General features: G+C 60.2%; 25 protein-coding genes and 1 pseudogene. 11 read left to right on the top strand and 15 right to left on the bottom strand.

Going from position 1 to position 25,808, the window contains the following annotated elements; genetic code table 11:
* Positions 1-8: 8 nt before the first annotated feature.
* The 5 genes from KIH75_RS02225 to KIH75_RS02205 form a co-directional block, all read right to left on the bottom strand.
* Entirely contained in the window at positions 9-1,091 is a 1,083-nt protein-coding gene (locus tag KIH75_RS02225) for a hypothetical protein (protein ID WP_219055183.1), read from the bottom strand.
* On the bottom strand, positions 1,088-1,732 hold the full coding sequence (locus tag KIH75_RS02220) for an ATP-binding cassette domain-containing protein (protein WP_219055182.1): 645 nt from the start codon (positions 1,730-1,732) through the stop codon (positions 1,088-1,090). Before KIH75_RS02220 ends, KIH75_RS02225 begins: the two co-directional genes overlap by 4 nt.
* A gap of 13 nt (positions 1,733-1,745) precedes the next feature.
* The gene (locus tag KIH75_RS02215; RefSeq protein WP_338024269.1) at positions 1,746-2,609 is read right to left on the bottom strand and encodes a hypothetical protein; all 864 of its coding nucleotides are present in this window, start codon (positions 2,607-2,609) and stop codon (positions 1,746-1,748) included.
* Between the two features lie 400 nt (positions 2,610-3,009).
* Positions 3,010-3,291, bottom strand: coding sequence for a hypothetical protein (locus tag KIH75_RS02210; protein ID WP_219055180.1), 282 nt, complete (start codon positions 3,289-3,291; stop codon positions 3,010-3,012).
* A 9-nt stretch (positions 3,292-3,300) separates the two neighbouring features.
* Positions 3,301-3,942, bottom strand: coding sequence for a response regulator (locus tag KIH75_RS02205; protein WP_338024268.1), 642 nt, complete (start codon positions 3,940-3,942; stop codon positions 3,301-3,303).
* 269 nt (positions 3,943-4,211) lie between these two features.
* Here KIH75_RS02205 and KIH75_RS02200 point away from each other — a divergent pair, with 269 nt between their 5' ends.
* The gene (locus tag KIH75_RS02200) at positions 4,212-4,928 is read left to right on the top strand and encodes a hypothetical protein (protein ID WP_219055179.1); all 717 of its coding nucleotides are present in this window, start codon (positions 4,212-4,214) and stop codon (positions 4,926-4,928) included.
* 33 nt (positions 4,929-4,961) lie between these two features.
* On the opposite strand, the pseudogene KIH75_RS10280 reads toward KIH75_RS02200, so the two are convergent.
* Positions 4,962-6,209: pseudogene (locus KIH75_RS10280) on the bottom strand (MFS transporter).
* 218 nt (positions 6,210-6,427) lie between these two features.
* On the opposite strand from KIH75_RS10280, the gene KIH75_RS02185 reads away from it, so the two are divergent.
* Positions 6,428-7,741: a hypothetical protein gene (locus KIH75_RS02185; protein WP_219055178.1), complete on the top strand. Its 1,314-nt coding sequence runs from the start codon at positions 6,428-6,430 to the stop codon at positions 7,739-7,741.
* A gap of 91 nt (positions 7,742-7,832) precedes the next feature.
* Here the strand turns inward: KIH75_RS02185 and KIH75_RS02180 are convergent, their stop codons facing one another.
* The 6 genes from KIH75_RS02180 to KIH75_RS02155 all read right to left on the bottom strand — a co-directional run bounded on the left by KIH75_RS02180 (position 7,833) and on the right by KIH75_RS02155 (position 12,053).
* Positions 7,833-8,672 (bottom strand): ParA family protein, encoded by an 840-nt coding sequence (locus tag KIH75_RS02180; protein WP_219055177.1) that lies wholly within the window; start codon positions 8,670-8,672, stop codon positions 7,833-7,835.
* 218 nt (positions 8,673-8,890) lie between these two features.
* Entirely contained in the window at positions 8,891-9,841 is a 951-nt protein-coding gene (gene xerD / locus KIH75_RS02175; RefSeq protein ID WP_219055176.1) for a site-specific tyrosine recombinase XerD, read from the bottom strand.
* Positions 9,842-10,092: 251 nt separating this feature from the next.
* The gene (rplT, locus tag KIH75_RS02170; RefSeq protein WP_033523643.1) at positions 10,093-10,476 is read right to left on the bottom strand and encodes a 50S ribosomal protein L20; all 384 of its coding nucleotides are present in this window, start codon (positions 10,474-10,476) and stop codon (positions 10,093-10,095) included.
* A 42-nt stretch (positions 10,477-10,518) separates the two neighbouring features.
* Positions 10,519-10,713 carry a 50S ribosomal protein L35 gene (rpmI, locus tag KIH75_RS02165; protein ID WP_219055175.1) on the bottom strand — a complete coding sequence of 65 codons (195 nt, stop codon included), beginning with the start codon at positions 10,711-10,713 and terminating at the stop codon, positions 10,519-10,521.
* Positions 10,694-11,431, bottom strand: a complete 738-nt coding sequence (gene infC, locus KIH75_RS02160) for a translation initiation factor IF-3 (protein WP_338024266.1) — start codon at positions 11,429-11,431, stop codon at positions 10,694-10,696. Before infC ends, rpmI begins: the two co-directional genes overlap by 20 nt.
* A gap of 295 nt (positions 11,432-11,726) precedes the next feature.
* Positions 11,727-12,053, bottom strand: a complete 327-nt coding sequence (locus KIH75_RS02155) for a hypothetical protein (protein ID WP_219055174.1) — start codon at positions 12,051-12,053, stop codon at positions 11,727-11,729.
* A 317-nt stretch (positions 12,054-12,370) separates the two neighbouring features.
* On the opposite strand from KIH75_RS02155, the gene KIH75_RS02150 reads away from it, so the two are divergent.
* The 3 genes from KIH75_RS02150 (at position 12,371) to ybaK (ending at position 15,218) form a co-directional block, all read left to right on the top strand.
* Positions 12,371-13,102 carry a thiamine diphosphokinase gene (locus tag KIH75_RS02150; protein ID WP_219055214.1) on the top strand — a complete coding sequence of 244 codons (732 nt, stop codon included), beginning with the start codon at positions 12,371-12,373 and terminating at the stop codon, positions 13,100-13,102.
* A 290-nt stretch (positions 13,103-13,392) separates the two neighbouring features.
* Entirely contained in the window at positions 13,393-14,451 is a 1,059-nt protein-coding gene (gene gap, locus KIH75_RS02145) for a type I glyceraldehyde-3-phosphate dehydrogenase (protein WP_219055173.1), read from the top strand.
* A gap of 260 nt (positions 14,452-14,711) precedes the next feature.
* Positions 14,712-15,218 carry a Cys-tRNA(Pro) deacylase gene (gene ybaK / locus KIH75_RS02140; protein WP_219055172.1) on the top strand — a complete coding sequence of 169 codons (507 nt, stop codon included), beginning with the start codon at positions 14,712-14,714 and terminating at the stop codon, positions 15,216-15,218.
* A 329-nt stretch (positions 15,219-15,547) separates the two neighbouring features.
* Here ybaK and KIH75_RS02135 read toward each other — a convergent pair whose 3' ends face one another.
* Positions 15,548-16,576, bottom strand: a complete 1,029-nt coding sequence (locus tag KIH75_RS02135) for a 4-hydroxy-3-methylbut-2-enyl diphosphate reductase (protein WP_219055171.1) — start codon at positions 16,574-16,576, stop codon at positions 15,548-15,550.
* An 845-nt stretch (positions 16,577-17,421) separates the two neighbouring features.
* On the opposite strand from KIH75_RS02135, the gene KIH75_RS02130 reads away from it, so the two are divergent.
* Together KIH75_RS02130 and KIH75_RS10345 are read left to right on the top strand one after the other, a co-directional pair.
* On the top strand, positions 17,422-18,372 hold the full coding sequence (locus KIH75_RS02130) for an aldose 1-epimerase family protein (protein WP_219055170.1): 951 nt from the start codon (positions 17,422-17,424) through the stop codon (positions 18,370-18,372).
* 115 nt (positions 18,373-18,487) lie between these two features.
* Positions 18,488-18,562 carry a 50S ribosomal protein bL37 gene (locus tag KIH75_RS10345; protein ID WP_003817083.1) on the top strand — a complete coding sequence of 25 codons (75 nt, stop codon included), beginning with the start codon at positions 18,488-18,490 and terminating at the stop codon, positions 18,560-18,562.
* A gap of 241 nt (positions 18,563-18,803) precedes the next feature.
* On the opposite strand, the gene KIH75_RS02125 is transcribed toward KIH75_RS10345, so the two are convergent.
* Together KIH75_RS02125 and KIH75_RS02120 are read right to left on the bottom strand one after the other, a co-directional pair.
* Positions 18,804-19,109, bottom strand: coding sequence for a hypothetical protein (locus tag KIH75_RS02125; RefSeq protein WP_420829162.1), 306 nt, complete (start codon positions 19,107-19,109; stop codon positions 18,804-18,806).
* 62 nt (positions 19,110-19,171) lie between these two features.
* Positions 19,172-19,849, bottom strand: a complete 678-nt coding sequence (locus KIH75_RS02120; RefSeq protein ID WP_219055169.1) for a sigma-70 family RNA polymerase sigma factor — start codon at positions 19,847-19,849, stop codon at positions 19,172-19,174.
* A 74-nt stretch (positions 19,850-19,923) separates the two neighbouring features.
* Between KIH75_RS02120 and KIH75_RS02115 the strand changes: the two genes are divergently transcribed.
* From KIH75_RS02115 to KIH75_RS02100, 4 genes are all read left to right on the top strand, one after another.
* Complete coding sequence (locus KIH75_RS02115) at positions 19,924-21,492, top strand: UDP-N-acetylmuramoyl-L-alanyl-D-glutamate--2,6-diaminopimelate ligase (protein WP_219055168.1); 1,569 nt, start codon at positions 19,924-19,926, stop codon at positions 21,490-21,492.
* A 59-nt stretch (positions 21,493-21,551) separates the two neighbouring features.
* Positions 21,552-23,135 carry a UDP-N-acetylmuramoyl-L-alanyl-D-glutamate--2,6-diaminopimelate ligase gene (locus KIH75_RS02110; protein WP_219055167.1) on the top strand — a complete coding sequence of 528 codons (1,584 nt, stop codon included), beginning with the start codon at positions 21,552-21,554 and terminating at the stop codon, positions 23,133-23,135.
* Positions 23,136-23,282: 147 nt separating this feature from the next.
* Positions 23,283-24,281 (top strand): lipid II:glycine glycyltransferase FemX, encoded by a 999-nt coding sequence (locus tag KIH75_RS02105; RefSeq protein ID WP_219055166.1) that lies wholly within the window; start codon positions 23,283-23,285, stop codon positions 24,279-24,281.
* Positions 24,282-24,513: 232 nt separating this feature from the next.
* The gene (locus KIH75_RS02100) at positions 24,514-25,782 is read left to right on the top strand and encodes a carboxylate--amine ligase (RefSeq protein WP_219055165.1); all 1,269 of its coding nucleotides are present in this window, start codon (positions 24,514-24,516) and stop codon (positions 25,780-25,782) included.
* Positions 25,783-25,808 lie beyond the last annotated feature (26 nt).

The following is a 25,808-nucleotide window of genomic DNA, read 5'->3' as shown; positions in this document are numbered from 1 at the left end:
ATTACACGTCAGCGCCGCTTGAAATACCTGAACAACTGGCTTTGCCGAACGAACGCGCCCGCCGCCACGGCCGCTACCACCGAACCGGCGAACATCGACAGCGGCGAACGTGCCGCCCCCAACAGCACACCGACCGGGTCGGAACCGCCCATACGCGCACAGTATGCGGCAAGCAGTACGCATGAACACAACGTTGCGGACCCTGACCAGATACTCGTCTCGATCATGATGCCCAACAATTGCGAGCCTTTACCTTGACCGGAATGCAACGCCCCGGCATACTCCAAACGGCGACGTCTCACCGCAATCGCACCAACGAGCACACCGACGGCAAAGCCTATCCACGGCATCCATCTGGTCTGCCGATTCATATACGAAGCCCACGCATTATAACGGGCGTCGAATCCCCTGTTCACCTGCGTCACACCGGCGCCACCGCCGCCGCTACCCGACACCACCAACGTGGAGTACAGCAAGCTCTCCGACTGTTCGCTTTGCGGCCATTGCTTGACCCAGCATTCGTTGAACGTGCCCGCATCGGAGGAAACAGGGACGATCACCGCGTAGGCGAACCGCGTGTCACGCCCATCATTGGGCCAATCGAATACACCGGCCACACGCACCGTACCGGCACCGGTACGCATCAGGCTTCCGCGAGCCAAACCGAAGTCCCCAGCCACATCGGATGAGATCCACACTCCGGAAGCGTCGGCCTTCGCGCCATCCGTTCCCGAAACGATCAGGCGCAACATGCCTGAAGTCACTTCATATGATGTGACGTCTTTGCCCGGCGTGGCCTGCATAATGATGCGGGAAGCGGCACGCATCGCCCCAGCCGAGGTACCGCCGCCGAGCGCGTCGGCAAGCCGATCGCAGGCACCGCCATCGACGTCGCCGCCGACGATGGATTTCACATCGGCATCGGAACGGATACGTTCGCTCGCCTCGGATTCCAACCCGGTCACGTTCATCGCCTCATAGCCGCCCAAAAGCGTGCCGGCTACCAACACCACGAGGAACATCGTAAACGCGCGACTGACCCCGCTGCCGATGTTGCGCATCGCTTCGGAAACCACCGACCATACTCTCATGCGTGTTCGCCTTCCGTCTCACCGGACCGTTTGCCGCCCGGCGCATAGTCCGCCAGATCGAGCACGCAATCACACGCATCGCGCGTATCCGGATCATGGGTGGCCACCAGCACGATCATCCCCTGCCCGGCAAGATTGCCCAGCACGTGGCTTACGGAATGCGCCGTACGTGTATCCAACTGCGCCGTCGGCTCGTCGACGAGCAGCATATCCGGCCTTGAGCACACCGCGCGAGCCAGCATCAAACGTTGCGCCTCACCACCGGAGAGATCCGAGAAACGACGGTCCGCGGCATAGGCCAGATCGAACAGGTCCATGGCGCCCAACGCCTCAGGCTCAGCCTCTTTTCGACGCATTCCCTTCGCCAGCAGAGGAAACACCACATGATCCAACGCGGTGCGTTCCGCCACCCCATACGGATTCTGGAACACCCAACCGATGCGTTCCACACCTTCGCGAATCACCGTACCCCGATACGGTTTCTCCCAACCCGCCAGAATCGACAACAGTGTGGACTTGCCGCATCCGGAAGGACCACACACAGCCACCGTAACACCGGGTTCGACCGTATAATCAAGGTTTTCGAACAGCACATCCGTCCCCGGGAAGCGATGCGCCAATCCCCTCATCTCGACATGCATACGACGCCACCCATCATCCGCATCGCAGCGCATCCAAGCCGCTGCCGATACGCACCGTCGAAATCGTGGAAATATCCGCGTCATCCACAGTGACCAGACTCACACCAAGCTCGCTACCCACTATCGACACCGGCACCGGCTTCCCCTTGGCCTTCCCGGTTTCCGGCACGATGCACCCGGCGGAACCGTTGATGCCGAACACCGCTCCAGCGGGAACCCTTAGCGCACGCAGCGGTTCGGACAATGTCAGCGTGGCATCCAGACCAGCGTTCTTCCCATCCTGCGAAAGCGAACGATACGCGTCCGTTCCCGCTACTTGCTGCAGGAATGTGCCGTCCGTCATCTCCGTCGAATTCGCGGGCAACGTGCCCGTGACGCCGGACGTCACGACGACGCGGTCCTCGGACGATGCCGCGCCGTTCTTAACGGTAAGTTTCATCAGGCTTCCGGGGACCTTGCCCACCGCGGCATCAGCGGCGACCACGCTTCCCTTGACGGCACTCCACTGATCCACGTTCACCGAATCGCCGGGAATCCAGATCGTATCCGCAAGTTTCAGCGAGCCATCCGATGCGTTCCCGTTGTCCGCCATGAGCTGGCGCCACCCATCGGACGTGGCCCACCAGTAGGTGTTCGAATCCGGAACACTGTTATAACCGAGTCGATTCAACTCGTTGTTCAATGCAAGCACGTCATCGCCCTTATCCCCTGTCTGCAAATCGCGATACAGGGGCGTCGCCGTATTCAAGGCCACTATGGAGCGATCGTCGACGCGGTAGGCTCTTCTGCCGGAGGCAAGGCCACCCGCGGACCAGTCATCGGTCACGGTGCCCGTCGCGTTACCGATGAGCTCACGGTCGGCAGAAACCGTTGGCACGAGCGTCACCTGCTGCGATCCGCTGTAGTCCTGGACCGATGCCGGAGCGGAAGTGACCTCCTGTGCCGCGGATAATAACTGCGGAGAACGGTCGGGAAGCCATAGCGCACACGCTCCGACTGCGAGACATGCGGACAAGGCGGCCGCCAACAGCGTCCAAGTAAGGCCTCTTCTCCGCGATCTGCCACCATTTTTCGAATCGCTCCCCTGTTTGCTCATGCCAGTCCCCCGATGATGTTCATGTGAAGCCTACGTCGTCTATGCCGTACGATTCCTTGCCTGTTTTCAGCCAGTATCACGCCGCACCGTTATGGAGCGCAATTTCTTTCTGCCGCATTTGTGTATGCGTACGCCGGATATGCCTGGATATGCCGCGTCCGTGAAACGGGAGACGAAGCCATCATTTCGTCGCCTTCACGGGAATGCTGGCGTACATATTCCAGTCATCATCCAAATTCTCCGACGTCAGAACACCGCCCAAATCCGAAATCCTATCGACGTAGAACGCGACCTTGGGATACCAATATGCGACCACAAGCAACGCAATCTGCGCCAAGGCTGGCAACAGAACCCACCAATGGGAGAAATCGCCCATCACCAGGTACGAGCACAGATTGGCGATGGGAATCAGCAGCAACAACAAACGGAAAGGATGACTCAGCCGATGTCGAATGTTCATCATGCGTGCACCTCACTGTCCATCGTGTTCATGGTTACGCAACCATAGCGATACGGCCTGGCGTGAAGTCCTGCATCCGAGTTTTCTGGTGAGGTTCTGCATATGCTTACGCACCGTCGCGGGAGCGATGTGCAGCCGTTCGGCGATTTCATCATCCCGCAGCCCCACGTTCGATGCCAATTCAATCACCGTCTCCTCCGTCGGGGTCAACCGCGGCCCTTCCGTGCTGTTCCGAATGCGGTAGTACGCCCCTTGTGGCGTCTCGAAGCCTTCCATCACCCCACCATTGAGCGCCTGCGCCATGGAGCCAGCCATCCGGTTAAGGTCCTCTTTGCCGACCAACCCCTGTGCTCCGGCTTCGATCAGGGCGTTCCTATACCTGTTCAGGGAGAAACTCGTCATGCCCAGTATCGGCAAATACCTGTTCTTGCAACGGATCCTTCTGCATACCGATGCGCCTTGCATATCCTCCATCGACATATCGAGCATCAGCAAATCATAATGTCCGTTCTGCCCGGAACATTCGGATACCGCTTCAAGCCCCGACGTGGACTGCCAGGCAACGTACAATCCCGGCAGATGATCGGAAACAAGCGAATCCAGCACGCGCAACGCCAATTCGTCATTGTCGACCAACGCGATACGCTTCGGCACATTGCGGCATCCGTTCGGCATGGTCCTCGGCATAGTCCCTCCCTATCGATTTCCTGTAGGAAAGGATAGGTTGTTTTCTGCGGGACGCCCACCACCTACACAAATGTGTACTTCGTTTCCTACACAAATGCGGAATCCACGGTTGCCTTCACCGCGCCATCCCGACGATAATGGAAGGATAGGTTTGTTTCAGGGGGACGGCCTGTTACCCAAACATCCAGTCAACCATTCACGAACCGTTCGGGAACCGGATTCAAGGAGGAATCATCATGAGCATCAGACACATGCATCGCACGGCGGCTTTCGCACTCTGCATCGGTATGGCCCTTACCGGCTGCGCGGGGTGCGGCGCGCCAGGCAGCACCTCCCAATCCGGTTCCTCGGATTCCTCGGCATCCTCGGCGACCACGCAGAATAATGGCGCGAAGATCGCGCCGACCTTGAAGGATTACATCCAAAGCCTGCTCGATTCCGACAAGGGCACCATGTCCGACCAGCAGCGTTCCGCCCTGGAACGAGCCGTGCAGAACGACGGCAAGGTCTCCCGGTCGGATTATGAACGTGCCTGGTCGGATTACAAGCAGTGCATCGTCGACAAAGGCTATTCGGCACCGGAATTGCAACGGTATTCCAGCGGCGTGTACTCGCTCCCCTCGTACGATGCCTCCAAGGCGACCCAGGAGCAGACCAGCAAGCTCAGCGAGGATCTCATAACATGCGACCAGCTGCATATCACGAACATCGACACGGTGTACAAACTGCAGATCGGCAATCCAAGCCTCTCGACGAACAGCAGCGCCGTCGCCGTCGACTGCCTACGGCGAGAGAATGTCAAGCCGAAAAGCTACACCGTCGAACAGTTGGAGAAGGATCTCGGTTCCGACCACAATGATCTGACGGACAACGCCAAGGCATTGGACTGCCTGGTCACCTCCGGCGTGAACGTGACCCCGGCCAACGAAACGCCCTGGCAACCATTCCAATAACCCCGCGCCGAACCATGCAGGCTACTGCGCGGCCTACTTTCCCGCTCTCTCGTAGAATCCGCGGTCCTTCGCCACGAACGGGCGCAGCAGCGTGGTCGTGCCGACGGCGAGCAGGGTGAACACCGCGCCGACCGGGCCGAGCCACATCAGACCGAGATGATCGTTGACCAGACCGCCGACCGCCGAGCCGAGCGCGATGCCGATATTGAACGACATGGAATTCAACGATGCCGCCAGATTGAGCGACCCCGGATGCGATTGCGCGGCGACATCCATGTACAGCACCTGCGACGCGGAGTTCTGCAAGTACATGAACATGCCGAGCACCACGAGCAGCGGCACGCCGTATGCCGGCACCCAGTGCACAAGAACCAGTGAAGCGAGCAGCAGCGTGTGCACGCAGTAGATGGGCCGGATATGCGTCAGAGGCTCCACTCCCCTGCCACGGTCGGCCAGCTTGCCGCCATACAGGTTGCTCCACAGGCACGCCGCGCCGAACACCACCAGGCCGATGCTCAGGAACCGTTCCGGCACATGCACTTCATCGCGCATGATCGGCGTCAGATACGTGTAGAACACGTAGCTCGCCGCGGCACCGAACATCACGTCCGCCACGCCGAGTTGGATGCGCCGGTCAAGAAACAGCCTGAACTGCGGCAGGAATCCGATCTTGACGATATGACTGTTGCGGGGCAGCACGGCGACCATCAACACCATGAGCACGACCGTGATGATGCACACCAGCAGGAACGCCCAACGCCATCCGAACACGCCGGCCACCCATGTGCCTACCGGCACGCCGGCCACGGATGCGATGGAGAAGCCGGAGAACACCTAGGCGATGAACTTCGTGCGGTACCGTTCGGTGGTGACGTCCGGCGCATAGGTCATGGCGATGGCGACGAGCGTGCCGGATACGAGTGCGATGACGATACGCGCGATAAGCAGCACCGTATAGTTCGGGGCGAACGCGCACATCACATTGCCAGCAAGGAACACGGCGACCAGTGTCAGATGCGTGGCGAAACGCGGGAACCGTGCGGACAGTGCGGAACCGAGCGGTGTGACGGGCGCGTAGACGAGCGCGAACAACGACACCAGATTGCCGACCGTCACCTCCGAAACCTTCAGTCCCGCGGCGATGTCCGGCAGAATGCCGACCATGATGAATTCGCTCATGCCAAGCGCGAAGCTCAACGCGATCAGCGTGACGACGGGAAGGTTGAAGAATCCTCCCTCATCGGTCGAAGCGTTCGAAGCAGTCGAAGCAGTCGAAGCAATGGAAACGGTCGAATCCGCCGAAGCCTTCGAGAGCTTCGCGACCTTCGCAACCTTCGATGACTGCCCACCCTGCGCTACGTTCACGGCACACCCTTCCGTCAATCGTTATACATAAGCCAGCGAACAGAATAGTCCACCGCTCCCCCAACACGCGGTTTTCCCCTAGAATGGTGATTGAGATGAGTCCGTCCCCATAACCCAATACGCAAAGGAGCGACATGGGCCTGTTCCATTCCGACGACGGCTACGTCTCCCCATTCGATGCCAGCGAAACCGTTGACAGCGCCGACGATGACAAGATCAGCGACAACATCTCGGACGACAAACCCTACTATGTACCGAAAACACCGAAAACAGAGCATGCATTCCACACCACGAAAACCCGGAAGACCCGGAAGACCCGGAAGACCCGGAAGACCCGGAAGACCTGGAACGCGAAAACCGAATCGCATATATCCACACTGTTCCCGCCGTCCAATACACGATCGGAAACCACATTCCGAGGAATCGGGATAGCGGTTCTCATCATGGTCATATTCGCTCTCATCGTCACGGTCATATCACGCTCCAACATGTATGCAAGCAAGCGCAGCATCTACTCTCCGGTAACGAATACGGAGGAAGTCATTCTGGAACCGGCATCGGATGACATGCCCAATGGTGAACAGACGGGAACGCTACGTCCCGGCACGGATGGGGAAACGGATATCTCCATTCTTGACGCGTATTTCGGACCAAAAATCCCTTGCGGGGCAACGCTGCGGATACGGTATAAGATACGCGCGAAAGGCAGCCGCAGCGCATATATCAGCGGCAGTAACCTGGGAGTGTTTCAGGATGGCAAGGAATTGCTCCCCATGAATATGCGGTACCCGGAACAGCCTTCACAACTCATGGTGATGTCGGAGATACCGGCTTCCACAACAAAGGCGCTCACCGTGACCTATGTGCCGCGCAATACCGTCAGCGGAGTCGACGTGACCGTTCGCGAATACAACGGCACGATCCGCGCGAAATCAGCCTTCATGTTCACCGACAACACCCTAAGCGGGGCGGCGCTGCGACGTGTTGCGCACAGCTCACTCCCCAAGCCTCCGACGGCCAATCCAAGCGACATGAAGAAACCGGTGACGGTCATCGCGCGGGATCGGAAATACACCTTCTCCGTGGAATCCCTCACCCACGAATATGTCAGGGGCCGTTCACTCGCCACCATGACGATTCATTGGTTCGTGGAATGGACCGACCAACCATGCGACTTCAGCGACCTGTATCCGACGCTCTTCCAGAACGGCAAAGAACTGTACAGGGATCGTTACGCCAAACAGAAGGATCCTTCCGTCGTGTATTCCGACAGTCTACGCGTGTATCCCAATCTGATGATGTCCACGACCTTGGAGTTCGAGCTGGTGGATCTTTCCGCACCGGTGCGTCTCAGGGTCGCTAAATCCTTTGATGAGCCGCTATGGGAAGGTGACTTCGAACATCACCTTCGCATGGACTCCGCTGAAGACACGCCGCACACCGTCTGAACCGTCCGGTCCATCCATCGCATTCTCACGCCGAATGTGATCGCCTGATGCGGTGATATGGTGCAGCAGCCAAGCGATCGGCGGCCAAAAGTCAGGCGACGATTCCTTCCGCCACAAGCTCGCGCGCCACTTCACGGTACTCCTTGCTGGTCTTGTGACCGGGCGAGTAGAACGTGATCGGCGCCGCGGCGACGGTGGAATCCGGCAGTTTGATGGAGCGGGAGATCACGGTGTGGAACACCTTCTCCTGGAACGCCTCGTAGATGCGCTGCATGACCTCCTCGCAATGCAGGGTCTTGGTGAACATGGTCACCAGCACGCCGTACACCTCAAGGCTCGGGTTAATGCGGCTCTGCACCTTCTTGATGGACTGCATGAGCAGCGCCACGCCACGCAGGGCGAAGAATTCGGCGGCCACGGGGATGATGACGCCGTCGGCGGCGGTCAGCGCGTTCACCGTGAGCAAACCAAGGGAAGGCTGGCAGTCGATGATGATGACATCGTATTCGTCCTTCAGCGGACGCAGCACGCTGGCGAGCACCTGCTCACGGCCGACCTCGGTGACCAGCTGCACTTCCGCGGCGGACAGGTCGATGTTGGCGGGGATGACGTCGAGATTCTCGAATTTCGTATGCTGCACGACCTCATGCGGGTCGATGTCCGGAGTGAACAGCGCGGTGTAGATCGTGTTCTCCACGGTGTTGGCGTTGATGCCAAGGCCAACCGTCGCAGCCCCTTGGGGGTCGAAATCGACGATCAGGCAACGGCGGCCGAATTGGCTGAGCGCACCGGCGATATTGATGGAACTGGTGGTTTTGCCGACGCCACCCTTCTGGTTGCACATAGCGATGACCCGTGCCGGGCCGTGGTGTTCCAGCGGCTCGGGAGCGGGGAAGGTTTCATAGTCGCGTCCAAGCAAATCCGTAGGCATAACCTCCACTTTACCAAACCCGCGACATTCGTCGGGGAAATCGGGCACCCCTTGGAAAAACGCCGCTTCATGCGCGACTTCCCGGCGCATCCGTCGGCGGTTCATCGGCGACCTGCCAGTGGTTCATCGGCGATTCGCACGACGCATGCAACACCTGCCACGCCTCGATCGTACTCACCGGCTGCGTTTCGCCGCCATATTCCGAACACCGAAACGCGTCATCGTGCGCGTGGATGCGCGGTGAGATACGTCTCGATGAGATTCTCCGGGCTCACATGCGTGTAGATCTGCGTGGTGGTGACACTCGCATGACCAAGTAGCTCCTGCACGGTGCGCACGTCGGCACCGCCTTGGATGAGATGCGTGGCGAAGGAGTGGCGCAACGTATGCGGATGCAGCTGTTTGCCGATATGCGCCCGCTGCCCGGCCTGGTTCACCACCTCCCACACCGACTGGCGCGACATGCGCCGTCCTCGCTTGTTCAGGAACACCGCTCTGCGTTCGGGCTCCCCGCTTTTCGCGCAACCCTCCAATGTCGACCGCCCCTCACGCAGGTATCGCGCCATCGCCGCGCAGGCGCAGTCCCCCACCGGCACCAGGCGTTGCTTCGAGCCCTTGCCCGTCACCCTGGCCACACGCTCGTCCAAATCGATGTCACCCAGGTCAACGCCCACCGCCTCCGAAACGCGGCATCCGGTGGCATACATGAACTCCAGCAGCGCCTTGTCACGCAACAGCACGGCATTCGGCACATCCATCACGCATCCGGGCGCCGGAACGAGCATGCAATCCAACAGTTTCGCCACTTCGTCAACGGTCAGCACGTCGGGCAACGTGCTCGCACCCTTCGGCGCCTTGACCGCGGCCGACACATCATCGGCTACGGCATGCACGCTGAGCGCGAAACGGTGGAATTCGTGGATGGAGGCGAGACTACGGGCCTTGGAACGGGCGCTTGCACCGTTGGCGTCCAGAAACGCGACGTAATCCTCGACATGCTGTTTGGTGATGCCGTTCGGATCGGTGACGCCGCGGTCGTTCAGCCATGCGCGGTAACGCTTGAGATCGGAATCGTACGCCGCGACCGTCGCCTTGGAAAGTCCCCGCTCCACGTCGATGTGTGCGATGAACTGCGTGTGCAAACGTGCGAGGGCGTCGGTCTTATCCATGCCGACCATTGTATGCGCGTCCGCGCGTATCGGGCGCGTATCGGGCGCGCGCCGTGCGAGGATTCGGGGATTCGCGGGATTCGCGGGATTGCGGAGATCACTGGATTGCGGAGAGCACGGCGGCGCGGCGATTCGGAAAACCGGCCGGAATAACGAAAACCCCGCCATGTGGCGGGGTTCGATGCAGCCTATGCGGCTTCGCTCCTCATTCGACCGGCGATATGCGGTCGGAGGTTCGATCCGCGTGGATCTCAGGCGTTGACCGGAGCGTTCACGTCAGCCGGCAGAGCCTTCTTGGCTTCGGCGACGATGGCCTTGAAGGTCTCCGGGTCGCTCACGGCGAGCTCGGCGAGGGCGCGGCGATCCAGTTCGATGCCGGCCAGCTTGAGGCCCTGGATGAAGCGGTTGTAGGTGATGCCTTCAGCGCGGACAGCGGCGTTGATGCGCTGGATCCACAGCTTGCGGAAGTCGCCCTTGCGAGCCTTGCGGTCGCGGAAGTTGTAGTTAAAGGAGTGGAGCAGCTGTTCCTTGGCCTTGCGGTACAGGCGGGAACGCTGGCCACGGTAGCCGGAGGCCCTTTCGAGAACGACGCGACGCTTCTTGTGGGCATTTACTGCGCGCTTCACACGTGCCATATTTATTCCTTCGCTTTCTTATAAAATCCTAAAAGAATTGTCTCACTTGCTCAGCATGCGGTTGAGCTTCTTGGCCTGCGGACCCGCGAGAACCTGATCGGCCTTCAGCGCACGGCGCTTACGAGCGGACTTGTGCTCAAGGTTGTGGCGCATGGCGCTGCCGGCCTGCATCAGCTTGCCCGAACCGGTGCGGCGGACGCGCTTGGAAGCGGCGGAATTACTTTTCATCTTCGGCATTGCTGCCCTCCTTGTTGGTGTGCTTCTTGCTGGAAGTCTTAGAAATCGAGGCCTGCGCCTCAGCTGCCGCCTGAGCCTGAGCCTCCTGCTTCGCGGCGAGGCGAGCGGCCTGGCGAGCCTGACGTTCGGCGCGGGACTCCGCACCACGACGGCGCTGCTCGGACTGGGTGTGCACCTTCTTGCCCTTAGGCGCAAGCACCATGATGATGTTGCGGCCTTCCTGCTTCGGCTGGGACTCGATGGTGCCGCTCTCCTCCACTTCAGCGGCGAGACGCTGCAGCAGTTCGACGCCGCCGATCGGGCGGGACTGCTCGCGGCCACGCAGCATGATGGTGACCTTGACCTTGTCGCCGCCGTTGAGGAAGCGGGTGACATGACCCTTCTTCACGTCGAAGTCATGGTCATCGATCTTCAAACGGAAGCGGATTTCCTTGACTTCTGCGGTGTTCTGATTGCGGCGAGCTTCACGAGCCTTGATCTTCTCGTTGTACTTGTACTTGCCGTAATCGATGAGCTTGGCAACCGGAGGCTTTGCATTGGGCGCCACCTCGACGAGATCGAGGTTCGCTTCCTTCGCAAGGTTCAGTGCGACCGAGGTCGCGATAACGCCCACCTGCTCGCCCTTAGGGCCGATCAGGCGCACCTGCGAGACGCGAATCTCGTCGTTAATGCGTGGTTCGTCGCTGATGATGACTCCAATCCCTCTATATTCCTTCACGAGGCTCACCTGGAATCACAGCATCGGTTTCACGGCATGCCGAATACCCGTTCATACGCACACGAACGAATCATCGGCCTTATGTTTCTCTTCCATGCATAACGCATGAGGAAACTGCCTTGAACCCGAAACCCTGAAAGGTTCCCAGGTGGGGTCGCCCCGCTTTCTTGATTTCTCAAGCCAAGTGCTCAGTGTACCACCGGCCTTGACAAACGGCATCCCGCGTGTCAGAGGGGGCTTTCGGCACTCGTGAAACGGCTGGCGTGGCGTTCCGGCGTGGCGTTCCGGCATGGCGCTACTTCGTATCGTCCTCACTCTCGGTCTGCTTATCCCAGCAGTTCATGCCGCCCGCGCCACCGCTGTCGCGGAAGACGACGCAATGTTTCTCCCCGTCCGGGGTTTTCAGCGTCACATACCGGTAGCTGGAACTGTCGCTGCCGCCGTACCCGTTGCTGCCGGTATGCCACTTGCCGTCCGTAAGATCGAGCGCCTTGCCGTTGAGCGACGCATGTTTGCCGCCTTTGATCTCGATGGTGCAGCCGCCCACCGACACGCAGGTCGCCATCGCCAACACCACTGCCGCCGCACGCTTCGCCATGCGGGTTCGATCCACACCCTTCATCCAACGTCCCTTCCGCGGCGTCATGCATTCCGCATCAACCCGCATCGATCAACTTGCGTTCGGCAGACCTTGCGGCGCCACCGGCGCCGATCACAAATGCCCTGCGAACCTTTCGCCTCAAAACCGAGCACCACACTAGCAAGGATCCGTCATCGGATGCGTGACCATGACGTTCCTTCACCGTCGCGTCTCAACCGTCCCACCGGTCGATCCGGCTTGAATCGGTCGAATCGGTCGAATCGGTCGAATCGGGAATCCCGCCGATCGGTAGGCCGGTCGGTTAATTAGACTATGTGAGCATGATGAGCATGACTGATATGGCACCGACATGCGTGATCTTCGGAGCCGGCGAATACTACGATGAGACGCCGCTCGTACCGGCGGGCGCGTTCGTGGTGGCCGCCGACGGCGGACTCGACCACACGCGCGAACTGGGCATCGACGCCGACGTGATCGTGGGCGATTTCGATTCGTTGAACGGACGGATGCCGCAAACCGGCGACCGCACGATCGCGCTGCCCCCGGAAAAGGACGACCCGGACATGCTGTCCGCGCTGAAAATCGGCTGGTCGCACGGTGCGCGAACATTCCATATATATGGTGCGCTCGGCGGGCGCGTCGACCATACGATCTCGAACATCCAGCTCACCGCCCTGCTCGCCAGCCACGGCGGCACCGGTTTCCTGCACGGCGACGGCACGATCATCACCGCCATCTGCGACGGCGCGCTCGACTTCCCCGAGAACCATGTGCGCCCCGGGCGCATGGTGTCCGTATTCTCCCATTCCGACATCTCCACCGGCGTGAGCGAAATCGGACTCAAATACGAACTGACCGACGCGGTTATGAGCAGCATCCGCGTCAACGGCGTCAGCAACGAGTTCCTGCACGGCAATCCCGCACGAATCGCCGTCGCCCACGGCACGCTCATCGTCACCTTCCCCATCGAAGCGCCGATTCCCGCCGTGACGAGACTGCACGAGTTCACCGGCGATCTGGGTGCGCTCGACACGTCGGTGTCGGCGGCGCTGCACGACGGCACGCGCTGAGCGACTTGGCAAAAGGACCGATAGTTAAGACCCGACGGAAGAGGCGTAACAAGGCCGAACGATGCACGGAACGACGCACCGGGCGACGCACGGAACGGCATATGAAACACCGTGCGGAGCAATGCGCCCAACCGCAACAAAACGGCGGTGAAACGCCGTGTGTCACGAATCGAAAAATGCGTACGTTCTCATTGCCTGAAGTACAGGTAAGGCATTAGAGTGGAGACGTTGGTAAAACCATGGCTCGGCATGCGCAACGGCATGTCGCGCCTTCCCAAAGGGAGAATTACATGACAGTTAAGATTGGTATCAACGGCTTCGGTCGTATCGGTCGTCTCGCCTTCCGCCGCATCTTCGAGCTGCAGGCTCGTGGCGGCCAGGCTGGCGACATCGAAGTTGCCGCCATCAACGATCTGACCACCCCGGCAACTCTCGCCTACCTGCTGAAGTACGACAGCACCCACGGCACCTTCCGTCACGACGACGGCACGCCGGTCGACGTCAAGGCCACCGAGGATTCCATCATCGTCGACGGCAAGGAATACAAGGTCTACGCCGAGAAGGACGCCAACAACATCCCGTGGGTCAAGAACGACGGTGTCGAGTACGTGCTCGAGTGCACCGGCTTCTACACCTCCGCTGAGAAGTCCCAGGCCCACATCAACGCTGGCGCCAAGAAGGTCCTGATCTCCGCCCCGGCCAAGGATGACACCACCCCGACCGTCGTGTTCGGCGTGAACCACGACATCCTGAAGGCTTCCGACGTGATCGTCTCCGCCGGCTCCTGCACCACCAACTCCATGGCCGCCATGGTCAAGCTGCTGGACGAGAAGTTCGGCATCAAGGCTGGCTTCATGACCACCATCCACGCCTACACCGGCACCCAGATGCTGCTGGACGGCCCGCGTGGCACCAAGACCGGCCGCAACCTGCGCGCTGCCGCCATCAACACCATCGCCCACTCCACCGGCGCTGCCAAGGCTATCGGCAAGGTCGTTCCGTCCGTGAACGGCAAGCTGCAGGGCCACGCTCAGCGTATCCAGGTTCCGGACGGCTCCGTCACCGAGCTGACCACCGTCCTGAACAAGGAGACCACCGCCGACGAGATCAACGAGGCCTTCAAGGAAGCCTTCGCTGATTGCGAGTACTACGGCTACAACGACGAGGGCATCGTGTCCTCCGACATCCTGGGCGACACCCACGGTGGTGTGTTCGATCCGACCCAGACCGACGTCAACACCGTTGACGGCGTGACCCTGGCTCGCACCGTCTCCTTCTACGACAACGAGTACGGCTTCACCTCCAACATGATCCGTACCCTGCTGTACTTCGCCGAGATCTCCGAGTGAACCAGCGCGGAGTGATCCGCGACGATTCGTGAGGAACCGTCTGATATACGACTCTGACGGTCTCAGCTGAAACCCCCGCCCCACTTCGGGCGGGGGTTTTCGTATTGCGTCTGTTTGTGGGCGTGTGGTTTGCGGTTTGCGGCTTGCGGCTTGCATGATGGCGCTTCTCTCGTTTCGTTCCGCTTTCGTTTCCTTCCTGTTCGCCCCTCTCTTTGTCGGATTTCCCGAATCGGTCACGCCGGGTTCTATGATGAGGCACCATGAGCAAGAAAAAGCGCGAGAAGGGTGCGGGTTCCACTCCCGCGACCGTGCAACTGGAACAAGCGGGCGTGGAGTTCAAAACCTACGAATACGAGCATTCGAACGACCACATGGATGACGGCTACGGCATCGAAGCCGCGAAGAAACTCGGTTTCGACGAGCATCAGGTTTTCAAGACGCTGATGGCCGATACGGGTTCGGAGCGCGTGGTGGGCGTTGTGCCCGTGAGCGGTCATATGGATTTGAAGGCGTTGGCCGCGGCGGTCGGCGCGAAGAAGGCGACGATGGCCGACCCGAAGGTCGCGATGCGCGAATCGGGATATGTGGTCGGCGGTATTTCGCCGTTGGGGCAGCGCACGAAGCATAAGACCGTGCTGGATGAGAGCGCGTTGCAGTTCGACGAGATTCTGCTGTCGGGCGGCAAGCGCGGATTCTCCGTGGGGCTCGACCCGCATGATCTGCTGAAAGTGCTGGACGGCATCGCCGCTCCGATCGGCACCTGGTAAACACCAACCGCCCGGCTTCTCTGATTGTAAGCGTAGCCAACCAGAGAAGCCATCCCCAATCGTCTACGCTAATCCCCACCCGGCGCAGCCAACCGGCAACCTCTTCTCCATCTATCTACACTCACAGCCCCCCCCCCAATCCCTATTACCGAAATCAGACAAAAACAGCCCAATTCTGTCCGATTCCGAACAGGGGAGATCCAATTTCTCCGGCCTTCGAATTCCCCATTACCGGAATCAGACAAAAATGGCCTGATTTTGTCTGATTCCGAAGAAGGGGACCTCGAACTCTAGCGGCGGCGGGACAGCGCGGGACACCTAACCGCGGATCAGTGGGCGGCTTGGCGGCGCAATTCCGCGGGCAGCACGAAATGCATGTTCTCCTTGGTGGTCTCCACGGATTCCATCCCCGTGTACCCCATGCCACGCAGCGCCTCGACCACGCCCTCCACATACATTTCCGGAACCGACGCACCCGAGGAAACACCGACCGCTTCAACCCCTTCGAACCAAGCCGGGTCAAGCTCGCTCGCATCATCCACACGATGCGCCACCCCGCACGCTCCGACCCGCGCCGGCGCACCTTCGGCGGCGAAACGCGCATCAAGCCCCTCCTGACCCACTTCCATAAGTCGCACGGAATTGGAGGAATTGGCCGATCCCACGATCACCACGCAATCGGATTTCTCCGCAACCAGCTTGACCGCGGCCTGACGGTTCGACGTCGCATAGCAGATATCGGAGCTGGGCGGCATTTCGATCCAGGGGAAACGCTTTTGCAGCGCGGCGATCGTATCCGCCGTCTCATCCACGCTCAACGTGGTCTGAGTGAGCAGCACCAGCTTGGTTTCCGGCGCAAAATCAAGCTTTGCAACATCGCCGGCATGTTCGATCAGATGGACATGCTCGGGGCTCTCCCCCACCACTCCGACCGCCTCATCGTGGCCAAGATGCCCGATGTACACGATCTCATACCCTTCACGCACGAAGCGCAGCACCTCGCGATGCACCTTGCCGACGAGCGGACACGTCGCGTCGATCACGTTCAGACCGCGACGTTTCGCTTCGTCCTTGACTTGCGGCGACACTCCATGCGCGGAGAACACGACCGGCACGTTCGCTTCGGCCGCGGCGTCGGGGATCTCATCAAGCTCTTCGACGAACACCGCTCCCTGCGATGCCAGTTCCTCGACCACGTGACGATTGTGTACGATCTGACGACGCACGTACACCGGCGGCAGATCGCCGTGATCGCCGTTCTGCGGGACGGATTTCAGAATGGTCTGCACCGTCAGTATCGCCCTGTCCACGCCGGCGCAGAAACCGCGTGGGTCGGCCAGAATAATGCGCTTGCCCATATCATCCGCCTTTCGTCGCGAAAACAACCCCACCAAGCATAGCCGCAAACCCTCGCCCTTGCACACCGCGCCGACCCGCTTAGCGTCAGGCCGCCCAGCGTAGCGATATGGCAACGCTATTCCCCGTCACTTCGAACCTCACGTCACCAAAATCGGACAAAATCAGGCGGATTCTGTCCGATTCCGGTCATGGGAATCCCGACCATGCTCACTCGGCAGCACCACCCCGACTCCCCCCATTACCGAAATCAGACAAAAATGGCCCGATTTTGTCCGATTCCGTTCATAGGAACCCCGAACCCTCATCACCTCACGCCCCCATCACCGAACCCCTCATTACCATAATCAGACAAAATCAGGCGGATTCTGTCCGATTCCGGTCATGGGGATTCCAAAGTCCTCGACCCTTCAACGCCACGAACCCCACGCCACCAAAATCAGACAGAATCGGGGGAATTTTGTCCGATTTCGATCATGGAGATCCCGACCATGCTCACTTGGCAGCACCGCCCCGACTCCCCCATTACCAAAATCAGACAGAATCGGGGGAATTCTGTCCGATTTCGATCATGGGGATTCCAAATCTCATGTCACCAAAATCAGACAAAATCAGGCGGATTTTGTCTGATTTCGATCATGGGGATCCGAACTTTAGCGGTGACCAACACCAACACCACCAACAACACCACCAACAACACCACCGTTTTTACTAGAAACGGGGCGGCACCGATTCCCCGCGCTACACTAGGTAGTGACGGCAACGGTTGTTAACGGTAACAAACCCGCAATTCCAACCGTTGCGCATCGGACCATCAGATACATCGAACACTATGGGAGTGTGAACAATGGCACAGCATCTTTCTCCTCGTACCGGTCAGCAGTACTCGATCGCATGCGGCGATTGGAAGGCCGTCGTCACCGAATTGGGCGGCACCCTGCGCGAGCTCACCTACCGCGGCCGCAACGTCATCGTCCCGCTCGGCCCCGATGACCCGGTCACTTGCTGCCAAGGCCAGATGCTCGTTCCGTTCCCGAACCGCATCGAGGCCGGCACCTACACCTTCGAAGGCGTCACCTACGAGCTGCCCATCGACGAGCATGACCGCAACAACGCCATCCACGGCTACGGCTACCGCTCGTTCTGGAAGCTCGAATCGCTCACCGAAACCTCCGTCACCCAGTCCTGGCGCGTGCCGTACCTGCTGGGCTACCCCTTCGACGTCACGGTGAGCGCAACGCACGAACTCACCGAAGAGGGCATGAAGGTCACCATCAGCGCCACCAACAACGGCGACATCGACGCCCCGTGGGCGCTGGCGCTCCACCCGTGGCTGGATAACGGCTTCAACGGCTACGGCGACGAAATCGACGGCCATAACGCGCAGTGCACGCTGCAGGTTCCGGCGAACACGCACGTCACCGTGAACGAGAACCTCATCCCGACCGGCACCGAACCGGTTGACGGCACCAAGTACGATCTGCGCAAGCCGACGCTGCTGACCAACCAGCCGTTCGACGACGCCTGGACGGATGTCGAGCATGACGAGTCCGGCAGGACCACCGCCACGTTCACCCGTCCGGACGGTCTGATCATCACCGTGGGCGGCGACGAGACCATCACTTCCTTCCAAGTGTGCACCGGCACCGGCTTCCCCGCCGAGAAGCACCCGGCCGGCACCGCCGTGGAGCCGCAGACCGCCTACGCGAACGCCTTCAACACCGGCAACGAGCTCATCGTCATCAAGCCGGGCGAGACCAGCACCACCGCGATTTATCTCGGCGCGGAACTGGCCTGATTCGCAAGGCCGCAAGCCGCGCTGCGACTGGATAATGAAACGGGCATTTGCCAAGGTCTTTCGGTCATGGCATAATGCCTAAGGCTTATTTTTATTACTGAAAAGGAGTCCAATCATGGGCATGCGTGGACGTAAGCGCAAGGATCGTCGTAAGAAGGCCGCCAACCACGGCAAGCGCCCGAACGCCTGATCCTGTCGAATAGACGTAGAAACCCTCCCGAATCTTCCGGTTCGGGAGGGTTTCGTTTTATCCGATGGTCTTATCTGAGGGTCTTATCCGATGAGCATCCGAGGATTTCGGCGGTTCATCCTGACCGGCACAGTCAGGCGTGACCGACACGGTCAAGCGCGATCCGGGGTTCGACGGCTCGAAGGTTCGATGATTCGACGGCTCAACGGCTCAACGGCTCGACTCCCCATCCCCGCAACCTCTACTCGTCTTCCTCCTCGCAGCAGTGGTCAAGCGTGGCTCGCAACCGCGCCAACAGGCAGGCGGGTGCCACTTCCGGTCTCAGATAGCTGCGCAGCGCGGCGATCATCGCACGTTCATGCACGTCGCAGCAGGATGCCGGATCGAAGTACTCGCCCAGGGGAGCCGCGGGAGCCATGGGAGCCGCGGAGGCCGTGGTGGTTGTGGTGGTGATATGCACTTCCGTATGCCTCACCACACCATCCGCACCGGCGCGGGTGATGGAAATATGGCGTTCGATGGCGGCGGGCCGTCTGTCGCTCGGCACGTCGCCTGACGCTTCGCTTCGCTGGGGCGATTCGCAACAACAACACATGATAGTTCTCTCTCCTATTTACTCGTATTATCGTTGTCCGACCGCGGATTGTCACTGGTCTTTGCGCATAGTGAACCTTTCGGCCCGCCGGTCTTGCGGTCAAGGTACCCACGCTCCTTCGCGTAGGCTGCCAGCTCATGTTTGAGCTGGGTGCGGGCTCGATTCAAACGGCTCATCACCGTACCGATTTTCACCCCCTGTTCCTCGGCCACCTGGCTGTATGATTTGCCGTCGATCGCGGCGTCGATGAACACCTGCCGGCGTTCCGGCGACAGTTTCGCGAGCGCGGCCATGATCTCTTCGGGCGCGAACGCGTCCAGGTATTCCTCTTCGGCGGATTTCAGCCCGTCCGAGGAGTGTTCCGAAGCGGAGTAGATGTCCCAGTCGTCGTATTCGCCGGAGGAGTCGTTGGCGCGTTGCGGGCGGCGCTTGGCTTTGGCGTATTGGTTGAAGTAGGCGTTGCGTTCGATGGTGGTCATCCATGCTTCGAAGTTCGTGCCCTGTTTGAAGGAGTCGAAGGCTTTGAATCCCCGTTCGAAGGTGTCTTGCACCAGATCCTGCGCGTCATCCGGATTATTGGTCAGCTTCATCGCCTGACGATACAGCGCGTTGACCGCGGGCATGGCGAGCCGTTCGAAGCGCTCTCGCTTCTGCGTCAGAGTTTCGCCGTCATCATTCGTCACGAGCACCATTGTAATCCCCAGTTTTTTGTCAGGCTTGCTCAGCACAATGGGGGTCGGGAAAAAGACTTGGGAAAGGACCCAACATGACGCTGACACTGGCTTCCGCCGCTTCGCTTCTCTCACAGCATAATCTTCTGAGAGAGGTGATTCATGGCGACAACTGGCAACTCGACGCCTCGGGTATCGACGGCGCGGACACGCCTTTCGAAAAACTCACGTATGACACGCGCGAGATCGCTCCCGGCACGCTGCTGGTCTGCAAGGGCAGATTCAAGCCGGAATTCCTCGATGGTACGGAGGAGAAGGGACTCGCCGCCTATGTCGCGGAAACCGACATGTCGGAGCATACCGACCGTCCGGGCCTCATCGTCAACGACGCACGCAAAGCCCTGAGCCTGCTCGCCGCCGAATTCTATGGTCACCCGGAACGCGAGCTCACGCTGGTGGGCATCACCGGCACCAAAGGCAAAACCACCACGGCCTATTTCACGCAGGCCATCCTCAACGCCTACAGCGACGGCCGCTGCGCCCTGTTCTCCTCCGTGGACAACTGCCTTGACGGCCACACCTACGCCGAATCGGATCTCACCACGCCCGAATCGCTGGACGCGCTGCGCATGATGCGCGAAGCCGTGGATAACGGCATGACATACCTGGTGATGGAGGTCAGCTCGCAGGCGTACAAGGTGCAGCGCGTGTATGGCCTCACTTTCGATGTGGGCGCGTTCCTCAACATCACCCCGGACCATATCAGCCCCATCGAGCATCCGACGCTTGAGGATTACCTGTATTGCAAGCGCCAGCTCATCGCCAACTGCCGCAAGCTCGTGCTCGGTTCCGACTGCAAGCATATCGGTCTGCTGCGCGAGGACGCCGCCGCGCATAACGTGCCGGTCAGCGAATTCTCGGTGTTCGACGATCTGGAGGATCATTACGATCCGGAGCATTTGGAGGATCTTCCCGCCACCTGCGCCTGGGCGGTCGATTACACGCACCGCGCCTACCATATGCATTTGGATGGCGTGGATCTGGGTGAGTACACGCTTGATTTGGACGGCGATTTCAACTATCGGAACGCGCTGGCGGCCGTCACCATCGCCCATGCCGCGGGCGTGCCCATCGACAGCGAAGCGATGCATGCCATGGAGCACACCAAGGTGCCCGGCCGCATGATGCAGTATTACGACGAGGGCACGGAAACCGTCGCCATCGTCGATTACGCGCACAACTACGATTCCGTGGTCAAACTGCTTGACTATGTCGACGTGCGGTACGGCGATGAATGCCCGGGCATCACCTTGGTCACCGGTTCGGCGGGCAACAAGGCGCTTGATCGCCGTGAGGGCATCGTCAAGGCCGCGCAGGACCGCATCCAACGTTTCGTGTTCACCGCCGAAGACACCGACACCGAACCGTATGAGGATATCTGCCGTGATATGGCGGATTGCATCACCAATGACCGGGTGGAGTCCTACACGATCATCGACCGCACCAAGGCCATCGAATTCGCGGTGGAAAAGGCACGCACCGACGTCGACGGTTTCGACGTGGTGCTGATCATCGGCAAGGGCCATGAGCGTTGGATCAAGGATCTCAACAAGCATGTGCCGTACGAAGGTGATGATTGTGTAGTGGAGCGTACGCTGCTGTAAACGCTGGGGTACGATGGTGGGGATTCTGTTCCCCCAAGGAAAGTCGAAGCGTTTCCCCTATGGCATTCACGAACGCATCGTTCACCCTGACCAGTGCGGTCGAACTGCTCAAACGGCATCATCTGCTCCGTGAGATCATCACGCCCGAACGCTGGACCATCAGCGCGGAGGGCCTTCCCGGAGCGGATGCGCCGATCCCCGCCATCACCTACGACACCCGCGATGTGACGCCGGGGTCGTTGCTGTTCGTCAAGGGCCGATTCAAGCCTGAATTCATGGATGGCATCGATGAACGCGGCCTGGCCGTCTACGTTTCCGAAACCGAGTTTTCGGATCGCACGTCGGCGGTCGGCCTCATCGTCGAGGATGCCCCGAAGGCCATGGCCCTGCTCTCGCTCGAATTCTACGGCCGCCCCGACAGGCAATTGAAGATGGTGGGCATCACCGGCACCAAGGGCAAAACCACCACCAACTATTTCACCCATGCGATCCTCAACGCGTATTCGCATGGCCGCGCCGCAATCACCAGTTCCATCGCCTGCTGCCTGGACGGCAGCACTTGGATTCCATCCAAACTCACCACGCCGGTCTCGTTGGACTTGGCGCGCATGATGCGCGAAGCCGTGGATAACGGCATGGAATATTTCGTCATGGAGGTCAGCTCGCAGGCCTATAAGGTCAACCGCGTCTATGATCTGACCTTCGACGCCGGGGCATTCCTCAACATCTCCCCCGACCACATCAGCCCCATCGAGCATCCGACGTTCGAGGATTACCTGCATTGCAAACGGCAGATCATCGCCCACAGCCGCAGGTTCGTGCTCGGCGCCGACTGCGACCATGCCGATCTGCTGCGCGAGGATGCCGCCGCGCACAACGTGCCGGTGTTCTCGTTCGCGCTCCACGACGATACGGAGGGCAAGCGCACCGCCGCCGATCTCACCGTCTCCCCCACTGCGGAAACGAAAACGGGCATCACCGTCTCCTGCGCTGGCGAAACGCGCACGTTCACTTTGGATATGCTCGGCGAATTCAACTTCCTGAATGCCGCGGCCGCCATCGCCCTGGCCGTCAACGCTGGCGTACCGTTCGACGATGACGCCATGAAGGCCATCGAATCCGTGCAGGTCCCCGGCCATATGGAACGGTTCACGGGCGGAGAGAATCTGCTGGTGTTCGTGGATTTCGCGCACAACTACCTGTCCACCAAGGCGCTGGTGGATGAGATGATGCGCGTGTACGGCGAGCGCGACCCGCGTATCACCGTGGTCGCCGGTTCCACCGGTGGCAAGGCCATCGATCGGCGTGAGGGTATCGTCAAGGGTGCGCTCGGCCGGGCCGAATCGTTCGTGTTCACGACGGATGACCCGAATTTCGAGGATCCGCAGACAATCTGCGAGCAGATGGCCTCGTATGTGACGGATGATGCGCAGGTGCGGATCATCACCGACCGTGAGCGGGCCATCGTCACCGCGATCGGCGAGGCGCGCGAGCACGCGGACCGGTTCAACATCGTTCTCGTGATCGGCAAAGGCCATGAACGCCGCAACATCATCAACGGTGCGGCCGTGCCTTGGCCCGGCGACGCGACCATCGTGCGCCGTGAGCTGGGCGACGGCCCGGCAGGGGGCGAAACGGCGTAACTCGCCATGCCTTACAAAGTCCATCGCCCCGTTCTACACTGTTACCGGCATACGCGAAGAACATACTGAGCAGACCCGGAAAACATGGGCTTACCGCCCGTTTCCGACCTATCACATCAGACACCGCAAGCTAAAGAAGACCAAAGCATGATTACACTCGAACCCATCACATTGGCCGACATGGAGAAGGAAACCTCCGAGGCCGGCATCACCCTTCCCATCGAACAGACCGAAGTGTGGGCCAACTATCAGGCCGGTATCAACGGACGTACCCCCGCCGGCGCATACCGTATCCTGCGTGACGGGACCGCCGTGGCCTACCTGTCCTTCATCGATATGGAAACCCACGGGTACCACTATCTGCGCTCGCTGCATGGCCCGGTCTGGCTGGCCAAGCCCAATGAGGCCGAAGAGCTGGAGGTCATCGAAGCGATCCGCGACTATATCAAGGAGCATGACAAGAAGCAGGCGTTCCTGCGCATCGACACCTGGTATGAGAACGGAACCGTGCCGGTGCTGTCGACCGTGCCGTATGACCGTACCGTGGTGATCGACGTGACCGGCGGCGACGAGGAGATCCTGGCTCGTATGAAGCGCCGTGGCAGGCGTGACGTGCGCAAGTCGCTGCGCGAGTGCCCCGCCGAGGTGGCCGACGAGACCGCACAGGCCACGGCTGATTTCTCCGAATACTATGACGTCATGGTGGAGACCGGCGAGCGCGATGGTTTCACCCCCGCTCCCATGAGCGATTATTCCGATATGATCAACGCGCTCGGCCCCGATCATTGCCGCGTGTTCGCCGCGCGAGTCGACGGACGTGTGGACGCATGGTCCATCGTCACGGTCAACGGCACGCATGCGGTGCGCTACTATGCGGGCATGCGCACCGAGGCGATGCGTATGCATATCACCGATAAGCTGGCGTACACCGAGTGCTGCATTCTGGGCGCTCAGGGCATCACCGCATACGATCTGATGGGTATCGGATCCGATTTCGCTCCCAGCCTCAACGGCCTGAACGCGTTCAAGACCAAGTTCACGGAAGAGGTCACGCCGGTTGCGGCAGGCCGTGATGTGCCGATCAAGAAGGCGTTCTACAGCACGCTGACCATGGTGCAGTCCGCCCGCAAGCATCTTCGCCACTGATCGGGCGGAAGGCCGAGACCGAACCCGCGATCGGCGGCATGGGCGTGACGGATCCGTCACATGGCATCACGTCTCCCCATACCGCCGATCGCGAAGCACACGGCTCCGCGCATCAGCCAGCAACGCTAAACCGCACCCAAAAACCGCGCTGCGACACGCACATAACGCGCACATCCCGCGCGTATCATTCCTTTCATTCCATCGCACACATCCGCCAATCGAGGTTCGAACAGTGAATCAGCAATCATCCCCTTCCACGACAGACTCCCCCAACGGCACCGCGTTCCTGCCGGTGCTGCTCGGCACCGGCGCCAACGCCTATGGTCTGGCGCGAGGCTTCTTCCGTGAATTCGGCGTGAAGTCCCTGGCTGTCGGCCCGGCAGTCCTGCTGCAATGCCGGAACTCCAAGTATGTGGACACCAGGCTCATCCCCGATCTGGCCGAAGACGAGCATTTCGTCCCGGAACTTACGAAGCTGGCGAAGGAGCTTAAGGCAGCCGACCCGAACCGTCAGCTGCTCATCGTCGCCTGCGGCGACACCACCGCGGCACTGCTCGCCCACCACCGCGATGCCATCGCGGAACACTACCTGACCGCTTCCGTCGACGGCGCGACGCTCGACCGTGCGGTGGACAAGGTCGAATTCTGGAAGCTGTGCGAGGAAGCGGAAGTGAACACCCCGGCCACCGCCGCATACACCTATGAGGATCACCGCAACGGCACGCCGGTCCCCGAACCGGGCGAATTCCCGCTGGAACTCAAGGCCGCCGATTCCGTGCAGTATCTTGATGTCCAGTTCGAGGGCCGTAAGAAGGCCTACACTATCCACAGCCGTGAGGAACTCAACACCGTGGCCCGCAAGATCTACGAGGCCGGTTACCGTGGCGATCTGGTCATCCAGGAGTTCATTCCGGGCGACGATACGGAAATGCGCACGCTGAACGCCTACGTCAACATGGACGGCAGCATCGCCATGATGTGCATGGGCAATCCGATCATGGAGGAGTATGCTCCGAGCCGTATCGGCAACTACGCCGCGATCCTTTCCGAAGGCGACAGCGAAGTGTACCGCCAGTGCGCGAAGCTGCTGAAAACCCTCGGTTACACCGGGTTTGCCAATTTCGACATCAAGCGCGATCCGCGCGACGGCAGCTACCGGTTCTTCGAACTCAACCCGCGCCCGGGTGGAAGCAGCGATTTCACCACCTGCTCCGGCTACAATCTCGCCGCGTACATCGGCCGCGATCTGGTGCAGCATCGCCATGCGGACACCGAGCTGTGCTTCGATTCCCACCTGTGGATGGAAGTGCCGCCGAAGGTGTTCCGCAAGTACGCGCCGGAAGGCCCCGTCAAGAACAAGGCCCTGGAGCTGCTCGACAAGGGAGAGTGGAGCCGTTCCGCCCATGACCGTGACGACCGTAATTTCAAGAGATCCTTCGAATTGCTGCGTTGGCAGCGTGCCATCAGCCGTGATTTCGCGAAGTACACGCCCGAACGGTAACATCGTTCCTATACGATTCGAACTCG

The organism is Bifidobacterium pongonis (assembly GCF_019331805.1).
Taxonomy (GTDB): domain Bacteria; phylum Actinomycetota; class Actinomycetes; order Actinomycetales; family Bifidobacteriaceae; genus Bifidobacterium; species Bifidobacterium pongonis.
The sequence above is the reverse complement of the archived record's forward strand: the minus strand, read 5'-3'. Positions and strand labels throughout refer to the sequence as shown.